Origin of the sequence: Novosphingobium naphthalenivorans NBRC 102051, from assembly GCF_001590985.1 — a bacterium.
Classification (GTDB): Bacteria; Pseudomonadota; Alphaproteobacteria; order Sphingomonadales; family Sphingomonadaceae; genus Novosphingobium; species Novosphingobium naphthalenivorans.
The window spans coordinates 1-15229 of the sequence record NZ_BCTX01000095.1; the positions used below are offsets into that span (position 1 = coordinate 1).

The window sequence follows — 15229 nt, forward strand, 5'->3', positions numbered from 1 at the left end:
CCGTGCCTTGCGACCGATCGGACGAGGATGTGCTGGCCATGAAGGCTCTTCGATACCCGTCGCGGTGATTTCCGAAAAGCGTTCGGCGCGCGCTATCCTTTCTTTATGACGAAAGGACATGAAATGGCGAAGATCGTATGCGTGCTCTACGATGATCCGATCGACGGTTACCCTACCAGCTACGCTCGGGACGACCTGCCGAAGATCGAGAAGTATCCCGATGGCCAGACGCTTCCCACGCCCAAGGCGATCGACTTCACGCCGGGTACCTTGCTCGGCAGCGTCTCGGGCGAGCTGGGCCTGAGGAAATATCTCGAATCCAACGGCCATACGCTCGTCGTGACATCCAGCAAGGATGGCCCGGACTCGGTCCTGGAGCGCGAACTGGCGGACGCTGAAGTCGTGATCTCCCAGCCCTTCTGGCCCGCCTATTTGACGGCCGAGCGCATCGCCAAGGCGCCCAAGCTCAAGTTGGCGCTCACCGCTGGCATCGGCTCCGACCATGTCGACCTGCAGGCCGCGATCGACCATGGCGTCACCGTTGCCGAGGTCACCTTCTGCAATTCGATCAGCGTCGCCGAGCATGTCGTGATGATGATCCTCGGTCTCGTGCGCAACTATATCCCGTCGCACGACTGGGTGGTGAAGGGTGGCTGGAACATCGCCGACTGCGTGGCGCGCTCCTACGACGTGGAAGGCATGCATGTCGGCACCGTCGCCGCCGGGCGCATCGGCCTGGCGGTGCTGAAGCGCCTCAAGCCCTTCGACATGCATCTCCACTATACCGATCGGCACCGCCTGCCGGAAGCGGTGGAGAAGGAACTGGGCCTGACCTGGCACGACACGCGCGAAGAGATGTACGGCGTCTGCGACGTGGTGACGCTCAACGTGCCGCTCCATCCCGAGACGGAGCATATGATCAACGACGAGACGCTGAAGCGCTTCAAGCGCGGCGCCTATCTGGTCAACACCGCGCGCGGGAAGTTGTGCGACCGTGACGCCATCGTCCGCGCGCTGGAGAGCGGGCAGCTTGCGGGCTATGCGGGCGACGTCTGGTTTCCGCAGCCCGCGCCCAAGGATCACCCGTGGCGGACGATGCCGCACGAGGGTATGACCCCGCATATTTCCGGCACCTCGCTTTCGGCGCAAGCGCGCTATGCTGCGGGCACGCGCGAAATCCTTGAATGTTTCTTCGAGGGCCGGCCCATCCGAGACGAATATCTGATCGTCGACGGCGGCAAGCTGGCCGGCACGGGCGCGCATTCCTACAGCGCCGGCAACGCGACCAGCGGTTCCGAGGAAGCAGCGAAGTTCTCCGCGCCCGCTGCCTGACCCGATCGACCGGGCGGTGGATTACGCTCCGCCCGGTCGTCCCATCACTACAAGCTGCCGCCTCAGTTTTTCGGTCGGTGCAAGGCAACCCGGAGATGCTGTTCGGCGCGTGTCAGTTCCTTTTGGACGGTGCGTTTGTGCAAGCCGAATTCCAGCGCGATCTCGGCTTGACTTTTTTCGTCACGCCATCTGGCCAGAAATATCTCACGACGTTGGTCGGGCAGCCTGTGAAGCGCCTCGAGGGCTCGCTGCATCTCGTCGGTGGCAGTCGCAGCGCGTTCCGGGTCCGGTGCGCTATCCGGGAATGAATGAAGTTGAAGGTCGTCTTCAGAGGATTCCCGCCCCTCGCCCCGCTGGCGATTCTTGGCAAGATTGATCGCCATCCTGAACAGATAAGCGCGAGGATATTGAAGATCGCCGACGGATGGTCCCTTGCGCAATTTGATATAGGTATCGTGTAGGGCCTCTGCTGCTGCCTCGCTGGATTTCAAATAGACTGTTAGTTTCTGATGCAGCAGTCCATAATCTGCTTCGAATGCGTCCAGCAATCGCTGCAAAGCGCCTGTAGGCACCGCGGCATCATGTTCAGGGGGACGCTTCAGATCCTTGGGTTTGCGACCGGCCCCATTCGTCATTCGGCCGCCCGAATGATGAGCACCGTCCTCACGTCGAGACCTGCAGGGCGATCTTCCCAAAATGGCCCGAACCTGCCTGGAAGCGAAATGCATCGGAAATGGCATCCAGGCCGAACGAACGATCCAACATGGGATGGATACCCGTCGCTTCGATCGCGCGGATCATATCCTGCTGGTGGCGCCGGCTCCCCACGACCAGCCCCTGGAGCCGCTGCTGTCGTGCCATCAGCGCTGCCGTCGGCACGGGGCCGGCCACGCCCGTCAGCACGCCGATGAGTGCGATATGCCCTCCGATCCTTGCAGCTCCGATCGATTGCGTGAGCGTGCCCTGACCGCCCACTTCCACGACATGATCGACGCCGCGTCCGCCGGCGAGCCGGCGAACCGTCTCACCCCAATTCGCGTCTGCCCGGTAGTTGACCAGGCGATCCGCCCCCAGTGCTTTCGCACGTTCGAGCTTCTCGTCCGAGGAAGACGTGACGATGACGCTCGCCCCCATCGCCTTGGCGAACTGAAGCGCGAAAATGGAAACGCCGCCTGTGCCCAGCACCAGCACGCTGTCGCCCGCTTTCAGCCCGCCATTGACGACGAGCGCGCGCCACGCCGTCAGGCCGGCCGTGGTGAGCGTTGCAGCCTCGGTGTGCGTGTACCCACGAGGCGCGTGCGTGAACCCGGATGCCGGGGCCACGACGACCTCGCGCGCATAGCCGTCGATCCCGTCGCCCGGCGTCGTCGAGAAATCGGCAAGTACCGGCTCGCCGTCGAGCCAGTGCGGAAAGAAGGTCGATACGACCTGATCCCCGATCGCGAACTCCTCCACGCCTTCTCCTACGGCTTCGATGACGCCAGCACCGTCCGACATCGGAATCCGGCCTTCGGCTGCTCCCATCACCCCGGAGACGACGCCCAGATCATGATAGTTGAGCGAACTGGCATGGATCCTGACGCGGATTTCCCCCGGCCCGGGCTGGCCAGGGTCGGGCAAATCCACCACGGTCAATCCATCAAGTCCTTTGCCGCCGTAGGCGCGGACCGCCTTGATCGTCTGTTCCTTGGTCAAACCCGTCGCTCCGATGATCCCAGCGTGAAAATTTCGCATCCGGTCTCGGTGATGCCGATCGAATGCTCGAATTGCGCCGACAGGCTGCGATCGCGCGTCACCGAGGTCCAGCCATCGTCGAGGATTTTTACCGCCGCCTTGCCGCCGTTGAGCATGGGCTCGATCGTGAAGAACATGCCGGGCCGTAGCTCGGCACCCGTAGCCGGCCGGCCATGGTGCAGAATGTTGGGAGCGTCGTGGAAGACACGGCCAAGACCATGGCCGCAGAAGTCCTGCACGATGCCGTAGCGATAGGGCGCCACGAAACGCTCTATGGCATGCCCGATGTCGCCGACGCGGTTGCCGGGCCTTGCCTGCTCGATGCCCCGCATCATCGCTTCATAGGTCACCTCGACCAGACGCCGCGCCTTGAGCGGAACCTGTCCGACGAGGAAGGTGCGGCTTGTGTCGCCGTGCCAGCCGTCAAGAATCGGCGTCACGTCGATGTTGACGATGGCGCCGTCCTTTAGCGTTCGTTCCGACGGAATACCGTGACACACCACATGGTTGATCGAGATGCAGCAGCTGTGCGTGAAGCCGTGATAGCCGAGCGAAGCGGGAATGGCTCCCGCTTCGACCGTCATCTGATGAACCAGTCCGTCGAGTTCGTCGGTACGCACGCCAGGAACGACGGAAGAAGCGAGGCGATCAAGGATATCGGCCGCGAGACGACCGGCTCGCCGCATACCGGCGAAACCCTCAGGGCCATGCAGCTTGATCGCCTCGGTACGCTCCGCGGGCGCCGTGGCGGCGTCGATGAAGTCTCCTCCCCGCATCACCCCTGCAACGCCTCCTGGACGGAAACCGCGATCGGCGTGGTCGGGCGTCCAATGAGCCGTCCCAGTGTACCGCTGTCGTCGAACAGGGCCCCCTTCCCCGCCTTCGCGCTGCTATCAGCCAATATATGTGCGAGTGGCCCAGGAATGCCGAAGCCCTCGAGCGCCGCCGCATAATCGGCTTCAGGGAGATCCTGGTAGACGACAGGCTTGCCGCTTGCCGCAGCGATGGCGGCGGCGAGTTCGGCCTGGGTGAAGCCGCTGTCGCCCGCCAACTCATAGGTGTTCGTCTCGGGCGGTTCCTGCGCGAGGATTATCGCTGCGGCTTCCGCATAGTCTTTGCGCGACGCGGCCGCGACGCGAGCCTCGCCGACGCTGCCGATCAGCACGCCGTGCTCGACCACGCCATCGAGGCCGATCGTGTAGTTCTCATTGTACCAGCCATTGCGCAGCAGGGCATAGGAGATGCCGCTCTCTTGCAGGGCAGTCTCGGTACCCCGATGCTCGACCGCGAGATCGAGCGGATTGGCGTCGGCATGAAGGATGCTGGTGTAGGCGATGAAACCGACGCCTGCGGCCTTCGCCGCGTCGATGACAGCCCGGTGCTGGGTTTCGCGTTGACCAACCTCGCTCGAGGAGATCAGAAGCAGGCGATCGACATCGCCCAGCGCGGCGGCGAGGCTGTCGGGTACAGAATAGTCAAAGGCGCGGACCGTAACGCCACGCTCCGCCAGATCCGCCAGCTTGGCTGGGTCGCGGGCGAGGGCGAGAATGTTCCGGGGATCGGTACGGGATAGCAAGGCGTCGATGACAAGGCGGCCGAGGTGCCCCGAGGCTCCGGTTACTGCGAACATGATTGTCTCCTGGGTTATTGCCTCGACCAAGTTAAGCCCCTAGCTTACGAATGCTAAGTACGAACAAAATGGTAAGTATGGATGCTTCGGGAAACTTCTCTCTTGCTGACCGATCGGATGGAACGCGGCGATGTGCTCGAACCGCGCTGTCCCTCGCGCACGATCCTCAAACACATCACCAGCAGCTGGGGCGTTCTGGTCCTGATCGGGCTGCGCTCCGGGACATTGCGTTTCAGCGAGTTGCGCCGGAAGATCGGTGGCGTCAGCGAACGGATGCTCGCCCAGACCCTGCAGCAGCTCGAAGCGGACCGTCTGCTCGTGCGGCGCAGCTTTCCCGTGGTGCCGCCACATGTCGAATACACGCTGACGGACCTCGGACAGGAGGCCGCCGCTCATATCGCGGCCCTCACCGACTGGATCGAGGAGCGTCTTCCCTCGTTCACAGGAAATAGCCCCCACCATCTGCCAGAATTGTCTGACCCGTGATAAGCTCGCTCTCATCGCCGGCGAGAAAGGCGATCAGCGCCGCGAGATGCCTTGGCTCCCCCCGCTTTTTGATCGCCTGATTTTGCATCACGGCATCGACGGCCTGCTCGGGATGATGTTCGAGCACACCTGGTGTCGCGATCATGCCGGGTGCCACCGCATTGACCGTGATGTTTTCCGGGCCCAGCTCCCTGGCGAGGACGCGCGTCATGCCAATCACTGCGCCCTTGCTGGCGACGTAGGCGAGCTGGCCGGCATTCGCGAGAAAATAGGTCCGGGACGCAACATTGATGACGCGCCCCGCCCCGCTCTTGCGCAAAAGCGGATGGAAAGTCTTGGTAACGAGGAAGTAGCCGATATAATTTACCGCGATATAGCCTTCGAGATCTTCGCGGCTATGCTCGTTCCAGGGTTTGCCGGCCGAAAGGATTCCAGCGTTATTGACGAGTATGTCGAGCTTTCCGTGGCGCTCGGAGATGGTCTGCGCCACCTCCGAAAGCTTTGCTTCGTCCGTGACGTCGGATAGGTGGGAATAGGCTGTACCCCCGGAGGCGGCGATAGCGGCAAAGGTGGCGGAAGAATCTTGACGGTCCAGCAGTTCCACGATCGCGCCTTCCTGCGCGAGCTTGACCGCGATGCCCTGGCCCATACCGGATGCCGCGCCGGTAACGAGAGCAATTTTGCCTTGAAGAGATCCCATCGATATCCACCCTGCTCAAGCCTGTGACAATCAATGCATAGCGTCGTGAGCGCTCAAAAATTATTCAGTATTTCTTGACGCTATACGATGGTCTTGAAGTCCGGTCTGCGCCGCGCCGCAAAGGCGGCCATGCCCTCTGCGAAATCCGCACCAGCCACAGCCTCAGCCAATATCCCGGGATAACCAGCCTCTGCCGGACCCAAGCCAGCGCCTATCGCCGCAACGGCTTTCTTCGTGGCGCGGATAGTCCAAGGCGAGCAGCTAGTGACGATGCCCGCGAACTCTGCAATCCCGGTTTCAAGATCGGCTTCGACGATATCGACGAGCCCGTAAGTCAGCGCCAGCGCTGCGGGGATCGATCGGCCGCTGAACATCAGCGCCTTGGTGCGGCTCGGGCCGATCGCCGACACGACGCGCCGCACATCACCATAGGGGTAGGCGATGCCGAGCTTCGCCGGGGTGATCGCATAGCTGCTGGTTGCCGAAGCGACCCGGAAGTCGCAAGCGAGCGCGAGAGCCACGGACGCGCCGACGCACAAGCCGTCGATGGCCGCGATGACCGGCACGTCGACTGCCTCGACAGCACGCATAGCCGCTTCCATCCGGTCGAAATAGGCAAGCGCGGTGTCGCGCGTGGCGAAGACCTCTTCGAACTCCTTGATGTCAGCACCCGCACCGAAGTTGCCGCCCCGCCCGCGCAGGATGATCGCCCGGGACTTGCTGGCAGCATCTGCCATGATCGAGGGAAGCGCCGCCCACGCCGCGTGTCCCAGCGCATTGCGTCGCGCGGGACCATCGAGCCAAACCGTCGCCAAGGGTCCAGCAACCTCGCATCGAACAGTTGTCGGAGCATCCGTCTCCATAAGCGGAAGTCCCCTTAACGCTCCACGCACATGGCGATGCCCATGCCGCCGCCGATGCAGAGCGTGGCAAGGCCCTTCTTCGCGTCGCGCTTTTCCATCTCGTAGAGCAACGTGGTAAGGATGCGCGCGCCCGACGCGCCGATCGGATGGCCGATCGCGATCGCGCCGCCGTTGACGTTCACCTTCTCCGGCGGAAAACCCAACTCGCGACAGACTGAAAGCGCCTGCGAAGCGAAAGCCTCGTTCGCCTCGATCAGGTCGACATCGTTCACCGACCAACCCGCCTTCTCGAGCGCCTGTTTCACCGCCGGCACCGGACCGATTCCCATGATGGAGGGATCGACGCCAGCCGAAGCCCAGCTCACTACCGTGGCGAGCGTCTTCAATGCGCGTTTCGCCGCCTCGTCGGCCGACATCAGCACCAGCGCAGCGGCGCCGTCGTTAAGTCCCGAGGCGTTGCCAGCCGTCACCGTCCCCTCTTTCTTGAAGGCGGGCTTGAGCTTCTCCATCGCCTCCAGCGTGGCGCCGTCACGAATATATTCGTCGTTTTCGACCACCACGTCACCCTTGCGGCTCTTCACAGTGACGGGAACGATCTCGTCCCTGAAACGCCCGGTCGCGCGAGCCTTCTCGGCTTTGTTCTGGCTGGCCACCGAGAACTCGTCCTGCTCCTCGCGGCTGATCTGGTACTTTTCCGCCAGATTCTCGGCGGTGATCCCCATGTGATAGTCGTTGAAGGCGTCCCACAGACCATCCACAATCATGGTGTCGACCAGGCTGACATTTCCCATCTTGGCGCCGCCACGCAGATTCTGCGCGTGGGGCGCAAGCGACATACTCTCCTGTCCGCCAGCGACCACGATCCTGGCATCGCCATTCGCGATCGCTTGAGCACCGAGCGCTACCGCGCGTAGCCCCGAACCGCACACCTGGTTGACGCCCCAGGCCGGCACCTCCTTGGGAATGCCAGCCGCGATCGCGGCTTGCCTGGCCGGGTTCTGGCCTTGCGCGGCGCCAAGAACCTGGCCCAGAATGACCTCCGCCACCTCCTCGCCGTTGACACCGGCCTGATCGAGCGCCGCGCGGATTGCGGTCTGCCCCAGTTCATGAGCGGGTATCGAGCCGAAGGCGCCAAGAAAGCTCCCCACCGGCGTACGTTTGGCTGAAGCTATGACGACTTTGGTCATGGGAAACCTCTTTCTGAATCAAATTGGATGTAGCGCAGCCCGCTCAAGCTGGAGACGCAGCATAGATATCCTTGAGCGCAGGAATGGACGAGAGACGTTCCGGATCGACGATGGCGCCACCGATCACCAATTGTCGTCCCTGGACATAATCCTTGGTCGCGTTCACGCAATCGAGCGCGACAACCTTTCCTGCTTTCAGGTAGATGATCGAAAAGGAACGCCCCGCCGGGTCGCCGCGCAGGACTTCCTTATCATGCCCGATGGACAGGCCGACCGTCTGAAGGCGAAGATCATATTGGTTCGACCAGAACCATGGGACGGTATGATAAGGCTGAGGATCGCCCGCGATGAACCTGGCGACGGTGGTTGCCATGTCGTTCGCATTCTGGACGGATTCGAGCCGAAGAGGCTGCCCGTCGGCGAAGGGGTTTGCATGAAGGGCACAATCCCCGATCGCGAAGATGTCGGGGAGCGAGGTGCGGCAATGCTCGTCGACGGCGACGCCATTGCCTCCCTCGGCCCCCACCGAAAGGAGCGGCTCGACCGACGGGACGATGCCGATGCCGACGATGACCATCTCGCATGGAACGATCTCGTCATCGGCAAGGCGGACGCCGACAGCGCGACCGTCCCTTTCCTCTATGCACTGGACGACGGCATTAAGGCGTATATCGACCCCATGAGCGCGGTGCTCGGCCTCGTAAAAGCGGGAAAGCGCCACGCCGGCCACCCGCGCCAATACCCGATTCTGGGCTTCGAGGATGGTGACCTTCTTGCCGAGCTTGGTCAGGACCGCGGCGGCTTCGAGTCCGATATAGCCACCGCCGACCACGACGACGCGCTGGGTTGTGGCAAGTTCGTCCATCATCCGATCGACGTCGGCGCGGCTGCGCACCGAATGAACACCGGCGAGATCATGGCCCGAACAGGTCAGCCGCCGCGCATGACCGCCCGCTGCCCAGATCAAGCGGCCATAACTGATCGTTTCGCCCGCTGCCGTGCCGATCGTCCTGGCCTGCGGATCGACCGTCACGACGCGCTGACCGGTCAGGAACGCGATGTTGCGCTCTTCCCAGAAGGAAACGGGCCGGATCAGGATACGCTCGAAGCTCTTTTCCTGTGCAAGATAGTCCTTGCTGAGCGGTGGGCGCTCATAAGGCAGTTCCGCTTCCTCGCCGACAATCCCGATCGACCCGGCAAACTTCGCCTGGCGCAGCGCTATCGCCGCCTGGGCGCCGCCGTGACCGGCACCGACGATCAATATGTCGAACTGCCTGTCCATCAATGCACCTTCCTCGTTATCGGTTGCCCTGCCATGTTGGATCAATCCTCGGGCGCGATCGTGACCTTGAGGCCATCGAGCGCGTCGGTGAACGGTATCTGGCAGGATAGCCGGGAAGCCGTGCGCCGATGCGACGAGCCGTCCAGCAGGTCGAACTCATCCTCGGTCGGACCGCCGACCACGCTCGCAAACGCATCGTCGACATAGACGTGGCATGTCGCGCAGGAACAGCAGCCGCCGCACAGAGCCAGCAACTCGTCGATGCCGGCATCGCGGATGATCTCCATGACGCTGAGACCGGGCGTTGCCGGAACAGGGCGTTCGCTCCCCTCCCGATCGGTTACGAATATCTGGGTCATAATTATCCTTTGCCCTTCAGCCGAGTCGCGCGGCGTGCCAGCGCAGATGGTCGGACATGAAGGTCGAAATGAAATAATAGCTATGATCGTAGCCCGGCCTGATGCCGAGGCTGAGATCGATGCCCGCGCTGCGGCAGGCATCCTGCAACAACTGCGGTCGAAGCTGCTCCTCGAGAAACTGGTCGGCCTCGCCCTGATCGACCAGGAGAGCATCGATCCGTGCCCCGTCCTCGATCAAGGCAACGGCATCGTGCTTGCGCCATGCGGCCGGGTTGTCGCCGAGATAGCCCGCCAGCGCCTTCTTGCCCCAGGGAACCTGGGACGGCGCCACGATCGGCGAGAAGGCCGATACCGCACGAAAACGCTCCGGGTGGGTCAGACCAATGGTCAGCGCGCCATGCCCGCCCATCGAGTGCCCCATGATCGACTGGCGCTCCATGTCCGCAGGGAAATTCTCCGCGACGAGAGCCGGCAATTCCTCGGTCACATAAGTCCACATGCGATAATTCTTGTCGAACGGCGCTTGCGTCGCATCGACATAGAAGCCCGCGCCCAGGCCGAAATCATAGGCGCCCTGCGGGTCGTCGGGAATGCCTTCGCCCCGCGGCGACGTGTCGGGCGCGACGAAGATCAGGCCGAGTTCGGCGCATACGCGCCGAAACTCGCCCTTTTCCGTCACATTGGCATGGGTACAGGTCAACCCCGACAGATACCAGACCACCGGCAGCCTCGCTCCTTCCCCATGGGGAGGGACGTAGACCGAGAAGGTCATGTCGGTGCCGGTCGAGGTGGAGGAATGCTTGTACACACCCTCCACGCCGCCAAAGGAGTGGTTGGCACTGACCTGTTCCACGCTCATTGCTCAGTTGCCGTCGGTGAAGGTGTAGGAGCAGACCTTGTTGCCGGCCGGATCGCGCAGGTAGGCGGCATAGGCGCCGGGGAGATGCCCGCGCGGACCGGGCTCGCCTTCGTCGCTGCCGCCATTGGCCAGACCCGCGGCATGGAAGGCATCGACCTCATCGGTGGTCGCCGCGGCGAAACCGATGGTAACGCCGTTGCTCGAAGGCGCCTCGCCGTTGCCGGGCTTGGCGATGATGAAGGCCGGCTTGTCGCGACCATAGAGAACCCAGCCATTGCCAAACGGCCCGAGATTCTTGATGCCCAGCGCGCCGAGCGCCGCATCATAGAACTTCACCGAGGCATCGGTGTCCGCGGCGCCAAGGAAGACGTGCGAAAAGACGCCGTCGCCAGAAATCACTGCCATGATAATTCTCCTCTATGGATATCGAGCCGGAATGGCGCGATTGGGTGGGTAGTTTTCTCCTGAGAGTGTCAGGTCGAAATTCTCCGTCGGTCTCCTGAAGAGCTGGCATCTTGCCGAGACTTGATACTCTCCATGGAGAATCTCCGAGCTTGAGTGGCTATAATCTTGTCACGAAATGAGCGGCGGTCCTGGCCACCACGTCGCCCGCCAGAATACCGGGCGCCAGTTCGATCAGCTCGAACGATGATGCATGGTCGGGACGTCTGAACACCGCGAGATCGGTGATGATCATGTCGACGACGTTCCTGCCGGTGAGCGGCAACGTGCAGTCGATCAGGAACTTGGGATCGCCGTTCCGCGCGTTATGCTCCATCACTACGATGATCTTCTTGACGCCGGCGACGAGATCCATCGCGCCGCCCATACCCTTCACCATCTTGCCCGGGATCATCCAGTTGGCGATGTCGCCTGCCTGGCTCACTTCCATCGCTCCGAGCACCGCCACATCGATATGGCCGCCGCGGATCATCGCGAAGCTGTCGGCCGAGCTGAAATAGCTGGTCTGCGGCAGTTCCGAAACGGTCTGCTTGCCGGCATTGATGAGATCGGGATCCTCGTCGCCGTCATAGGGAAAAGGCCCGATGCCGAGCATCCCGTTCTCCGACTGGAGCGTCACCTCGACGCCGGTGGGGATATGGTTGGCGACAAGTGTCGGGATACCGATGCCGAGATTGACGTAGAAGCCGTCTTCAAGCTCTTTTGCGGCACGCGCCGCCATCTCGTCACGCGTCCAGGACATCAGGCGGCCTCCCTCTGCCGGACGGTTCGGAACTCGATCTGCTTGTCGTAGGGCGACCCCTGAATGAGCCGATGCACATAGATGCCGGGCAGGTGGATCGCGTCGCCATCCAGGCTGCCGACGGGCACGATTTCCTCCACCTCCGCGACGCAGACGTTGCCGCACGTCGCAGCAGGATGGTTGAAGTTGCGGGCCGTTTTCCGAAACACGAGATTGCCGGCCTCGTCGGCTTTCCAGCCCTTGATGATCGCGAGATCGGCACGGATACCGCGTTCGAGGACATATTCCTCGCCGTCGAAGAGCCTGGTCTCCTTTCCCTCGGCGACCAGCGTGCCGACACCCGTCTTCGTGTAGAAGCCTGGAATGCCGGCACCTCCCGCACGCATCCGCTCGGCAAGCGTGCCCTGTGGATTGAACTCCACCTCCAGTTCGCCCGAGAGATATTGCCGTTCGAACTCCTTGTTCTCACCCACATAGGAGGAGATCATTTTCTTCACCTGACGGGTGCGCAGCAGCTTGCCGATGCCCTGGTTGTCGATCCCGGCATTATTGGAAACGAAGGTGAGTCCCTTCACGCCCGAAGCCTGGATCGCATCAAGAAGTCGTTCGGGCAGGCCGCACAGCCCGAAGCCGCCGCTGGCGATCAACATGCCGTCGGAAAGAAGGCCTTCCAGCGCGGAAGTCGCGTCCGTAAAGATCTTGTTCAACTCATCCTCGTTGCTGGCCGATCGCTGCTCATGGTCGTTCCCAAGGCGCGGGTTGGTGTTCGAGCGGAATTTGCTCGGAGCGCCGACTGTCCTCGACAGGCGGCGTTCCGAACATTTCGAGCATCAGGTTTCCGTAGCGGGTCAACAGACTCGCCAACAGCGAACCCAATGCGCGAAGCATGATCATGGACGGTCGATCAGAAGACGACGACCGAGCGGATGCTCTCGCCGCTGTGCATGAGATCGAAGCCCTTGTTGATCTCCTCCAGGGTAAGGACATGGGTGATCATGGGGTCGATCTGGATCTTGTTCTCCATATACCAGTCGACGATCTTCGGCACATCGGTGCGGCCCTTGGCGCCGCCGAATGCGGTGCCGCGCCAGTTACGCCCGGTGACGAGTTGGAACGGGCGCGTGCTGATCTCCTTGCCCGCCTCGGCCACGCCGATGATGATCGAGGTGCCCCAGCCGCGATGACAGGCCTCCAGCGCCGTGCGCATCACCTCGGTGTTGCCGGTCGCGTCGAAGCTGTAGTCGGCGCCGCCGTCGGTCAGTTCCAGCACCTTCGCCACCGTCTCCTCGCGCGACAGGCCCCTGGAGTTGAGGAAGTCGGTCATGCCGAACTTGCGGCCCCACTCCTCGCGGTCCGGGTTGATGTCGACGCCGATGATCTTGCCCGCACCCGCAAGCTTCGCCCCCTGGATGACGTTGAGGCCGATGCCGCCCAGACCGAACACGACGACGTTCTCGCCGACCTGCACCTTCGCCGTGTTAACCACCGCGCCGACGCCCGTGGTGACCCCGCAGCCGATATAGCAGCTCGTCTTGAACGGCGCGTCCTCGCGGATCTTCGCCACCGCGATCTCGGGCAGCACCGTGAAGTTCGAGAAGGTCGAGCAGCCCATGTAATGGAAGATCGGCTGGCCCTTATAGCTGAAGCGGCTCGTGCCGTCGGGCATCAGGCCCTTGCCCTGCGTGGCGCGGATCGCGGTGCACAGGTTGGTCTTTCCCGACAGGCAGCTTTTGCATTGGCGGCATTCGGGGGTGTAGAGCGGGATGACATGGTCGCCCGGCTTTACCGAGGTCACCCCCGCGCCCACCTCGCGCACGATGCCCGCGCCCTCATGGCCCAGGATCGACGGGAAGATGCCCTCGCTGTCGAAGCCGTCGAGCGTATAGGCGTCGGTATGGCAGATGCCGGTCGCCATGATCTCGACAAGAACCTCGCCCGCCTTCGGCCCTTCCAGGTCCACCTCGACGATTTCCAGCGGTTTCTTGGCTTCAAATGCTACTGCGGCGCGCGTCTTCATGAATGCTTTTCCTACCTTGTTGCGATCTCGACCTCGCTGCCCGCGAAATCCTGTGATGATTTGCCGGCGCTATGCAGCGCCGGATGCGATGACGACATGCGGGTCGAACTGTAGCGGCCGCGTCGATATCGCGCCCCGCCGGATCTCCCGTGGATCATGAACCTTGTTCGCTTGTGCGAGTTGTGCCCGCAGATGGTCACGCCATTGGGCGAGGTAGCGGACGCGCTGCTCCTGATCGACGCGCGGCGACGCATAGGCGATAAAGTCGTCGAGAATGTTCAGGCCCGTATATTTGAGCGCGCAATGCTGGAACGGCCAGAGCACCTGCCTGATGGTGCCGTAAGTCCCTCCTTCGCTGAACCGCTCGATGGTCCCGCCGGTGGGCACGCACACCAGCGCGCTGCGTCCTTTGAACAGACCTCGATCGTAGCGAGCCCCATCCACATAGCCGAAGCCATACGACATGACCCGCTCGAACCAGCCCTTGACGATGGCTGGCGGCCCGCCCCACCAGAGAGGAAAGAGGAAGACGATCACGTCCGCCTTGGCGACGCGCGCCTGCTCGCGACGGATCTCGTCGCTATAGCCATCCCGCTCCTCGGCCAGCGACTGCTCCCCCTGAACGCTGAAATAGTCCTCGTCCGCGACGGTGCTGAAATCGTGACGGTCGAGCACGGGATTGAACCGCTCGCCATAGAGGTCCGACACCTCGAAGCTGTGGCCATCCTCGGTCAGCACCGCCTTCGCTTCTTCGAGCAATGCCGCTGTGAAGGATTTGGGCTCGGGATGAGCGTAAACGAACAATATGTGCATCATGCTGTCTCCTGTATCTGGCCAAGACGGAAGACAGCCGGACGCTTCTCAAGAAAGGCAGTGATCCCTTCCCGACCTTCCGGCTCCCCTGCTGCCTGGGAAATCGTCTCTGCCTCGCGAGCGAGCTGGTCCTCGAACGACAATTCGAACCCGCTGGCGAGAAGCTTGCGAACCGCGCCGAATGCGTGCGCCGGGCCATCGGCCAGCTTGCGCGCGGCCTCGCGAGCTTCGGAAAGCAGATCGTCGGCTGGCACCACCTTGGTGATGAGACCGATCTCGACCGCTTCGCCGCTCGGCACCCGGCGGTTTGTCAGCGCCAGTTCCTGGGTCTTCCGCAGGCCGACAAGCCTTGGCAGGATCGCCGAGGTGCCAGCGTCAGGCGTCAGGCCGATCGCGGTATAGGCCATCGAGAAATGTGCGCCCTCGGCCGCGATGGCGATGTCGCCCAGCACCGCCAGCCCAAGCCCCGCGCCGGCGGCAGGTCCATTGATCGCGGTCACGAGCGGCTTTTCCATCCGGACCAGAAGCGCCACCGCCTTGTGCAGATGGCGCGTCACCTCTTCGAGAAGGCGGGGAACCTCCTCGCCCGCTTCCCTGAAGGCGCCGATGTCTCCGCCAACCGAAAAGAAGCGCCCAGTGCCGGTCAACAGCACGCACCGCACGCTGGCGTCTTCGGCAACGGCGTTGGCGATCGCCGACAATTGCTCGACAAAGGCAAGGCTCATCGCATTGCCGGCATCGGGCCGGTTGAGAGTGATGGTGG

General features: G+C 62.7%; 19 protein-coding genes. 2 read left to right on the forward strand and 17 right to left on the reverse strand.

The window, feature by feature from the left end:
* Positions 1–123: 123 nt before the first annotated feature.
* Positions 124–1332, forward strand: a complete 1209-nt coding sequence (locus NN5_RS21440; protein ID WP_067738098.1) for an NAD-dependent formate dehydrogenase — start codon at positions 124–126, stop codon at positions 1330–1332.
* Between the two features lie 62 nt (positions 1333–1394).
* Here the strand turns inward: NN5_RS21440 and NN5_RS25395 are convergent, their stop codons facing one another.
* Genes NN5_RS25395 through NN5_RS21460 form a run of 4 tightly spaced genes read right to left on the reverse strand, consistent with a single transcriptional unit; the run spans position 1395 to position 4696 of the window.
* Positions 1395–1967: an RNA polymerase sigma factor gene (locus tag NN5_RS25395; RefSeq protein ID WP_084385090.1), complete on the reverse strand. Its 573-nt coding sequence runs from the start codon at positions 1965–1967 to the stop codon at positions 1395–1397.
* A 28-nt stretch (positions 1968–1995) separates the two neighbouring features.
* Positions 1996–3009: a zinc-dependent alcohol dehydrogenase family protein gene (locus NN5_RS21450; RefSeq protein WP_067738139.1), complete on the reverse strand. Its 1014-nt coding sequence runs from the start codon at positions 3007–3009 to the stop codon at positions 1996–1998.
* A gap of 14 nt (positions 3010–3023) precedes the next feature.
* Positions 3024–3842 carry a type I methionyl aminopeptidase gene (map, locus tag NN5_RS21455; protein WP_067738104.1) on the reverse strand — a complete coding sequence of 273 codons (819 nt, stop codon included), beginning with the start codon at positions 3840–3842 and terminating at the stop codon, positions 3024–3026.
* On the reverse strand, positions 3842–4696 hold the full coding sequence (locus NN5_RS21460; RefSeq protein ID WP_067738107.1) for an SDR family oxidoreductase: 855 nt from the start codon (positions 4694–4696) through the stop codon (positions 3842–3844). Before NN5_RS21460 ends, map begins: the two co-directional genes overlap by 1 nt.
* 102 nt (positions 4697–4798) lie before the next feature.
* On the opposite strand from NN5_RS21460, the gene NN5_RS21465 reads away from it, so the two are divergent.
* Entirely contained in the window at positions 4799–5182 is a 384-nt protein-coding gene (locus NN5_RS21465) for a winged helix-turn-helix transcriptional regulator (RefSeq protein WP_275489117.1), read from the forward strand.
* Here NN5_RS21465 and NN5_RS21470 read toward each other — a convergent pair.
* The 13 genes from NN5_RS21470 to NN5_RS21525 all read right to left on the reverse strand — a co-directional run bounded on the left by NN5_RS21470 (position 5136) and on the right by NN5_RS21525 (position 15224).
* Complete coding sequence (locus tag NN5_RS21470; RefSeq protein WP_084385091.1) at positions 5136–5882, reverse strand: SDR family NAD(P)-dependent oxidoreductase; 747 nt, start codon at positions 5880–5882, stop codon at positions 5136–5138. The two genes, NN5_RS21465 and NN5_RS21470, sit on opposite strands and share 47 nt — an antisense overlap.
* Positions 5883–5962: 80 nt before the next feature.
* Positions 5963–6697 carry an enoyl-CoA hydratase/isomerase family protein gene (locus NN5_RS21475; protein WP_067738116.1) on the reverse strand — a complete coding sequence of 245 codons (735 nt, stop codon included), beginning with the start codon at positions 6695–6697 and terminating at the stop codon, positions 5963–5965.
* A 62-nt stretch (positions 6698–6759) separates the two neighbouring features.
* Positions 6760–7932, reverse strand: a complete 1173-nt coding sequence (locus NN5_RS21480; RefSeq protein ID WP_067738118.1) for an acetyl-CoA C-acetyltransferase — start codon at positions 7930–7932, stop codon at positions 6760–6762.
* A 43-nt stretch (positions 7933–7975) separates the two neighbouring features.
* Positions 7976–9214 (reverse strand): NAD(P)/FAD-dependent oxidoreductase, encoded by a 1239-nt coding sequence (locus NN5_RS21485; RefSeq protein WP_067738121.1) that lies wholly within the window; start codon positions 9212–9214, stop codon positions 7976–7978.
* 41 nt (positions 9215–9255) lie between these two features.
* Positions 9256–9573, reverse strand: coding sequence for a 2Fe-2S iron-sulfur cluster-binding protein (locus NN5_RS21490; RefSeq protein ID WP_067738124.1), 318 nt, complete (start codon positions 9571–9573; stop codon positions 9256–9258).
* Between the two features lie 16 nt (positions 9574–9589).
* On the reverse strand, positions 9590–10426 hold the full coding sequence (gene fghA / locus NN5_RS21495; protein WP_067738142.1) for an S-formylglutathione hydrolase: 837 nt from the start codon (positions 10424–10426) through the stop codon (positions 9590–9592).
* A 9-nt stretch (positions 10427–10435) separates the two neighbouring features.
* Complete coding sequence (locus NN5_RS21500; RefSeq protein WP_067738127.1) at positions 10436–10837, reverse strand: VOC family protein; 402 nt, start codon at positions 10835–10837, stop codon at positions 10436–10438.
* Between the two features lie 157 nt (positions 10838–10994).
* Positions 10995–11636, reverse strand: a complete 642-nt coding sequence (locus NN5_RS21505) for a 3-oxoacid CoA-transferase subunit B (protein WP_067738130.1) — start codon at positions 11634–11636, stop codon at positions 10995–10997.
* Positions 11636–12343, reverse strand: a complete 708-nt coding sequence (locus NN5_RS21510; protein ID WP_084385093.1) for a CoA transferase subunit A — start codon at positions 12341–12343, stop codon at positions 11636–11638. The genes NN5_RS21505 and NN5_RS21510 overlap by 1 nt, the downstream gene beginning before the upstream one ends.
* Before the next feature lie 28 nt (positions 12344–12371).
* A complete protein-coding gene (locus tag NN5_RS26425; protein WP_169801032.1) occupies positions 12372–12530 on the reverse strand; it encodes a hypothetical protein in 159 nt (52 codons plus the stop codon).
* A 10-nt stretch (positions 12531–12540) separates the two neighbouring features.
* The gene (locus tag NN5_RS21515; protein ID WP_067738133.1) at positions 12541–13653 is read right to left on the reverse strand and encodes an S-(hydroxymethyl)glutathione dehydrogenase/class III alcohol dehydrogenase; all 1113 of its coding nucleotides are present in this window, start codon (positions 13651–13653) and stop codon (positions 12541–12543) included.
* Between the two features lie 69 nt (positions 13654–13722).
* Positions 13723–14466, reverse strand: coding sequence for an NAD(P)H-dependent oxidoreductase (locus tag NN5_RS21520; RefSeq protein ID WP_169801033.1), 744 nt, complete (start codon positions 14464–14466; stop codon positions 13723–13725).
* Positions 14466–15224 carry an enoyl-CoA hydratase/isomerase family protein gene (locus NN5_RS21525; protein ID WP_067738147.1) on the reverse strand — a complete coding sequence of 253 codons (759 nt, stop codon included), beginning with the start codon at positions 15222–15224 and terminating at the stop codon, positions 14466–14468. The genes NN5_RS21520 and NN5_RS21525 overlap by 1 nt, the downstream gene beginning before the upstream one ends.
* Positions 15225–15229: the final 5 nt, after the last annotated feature.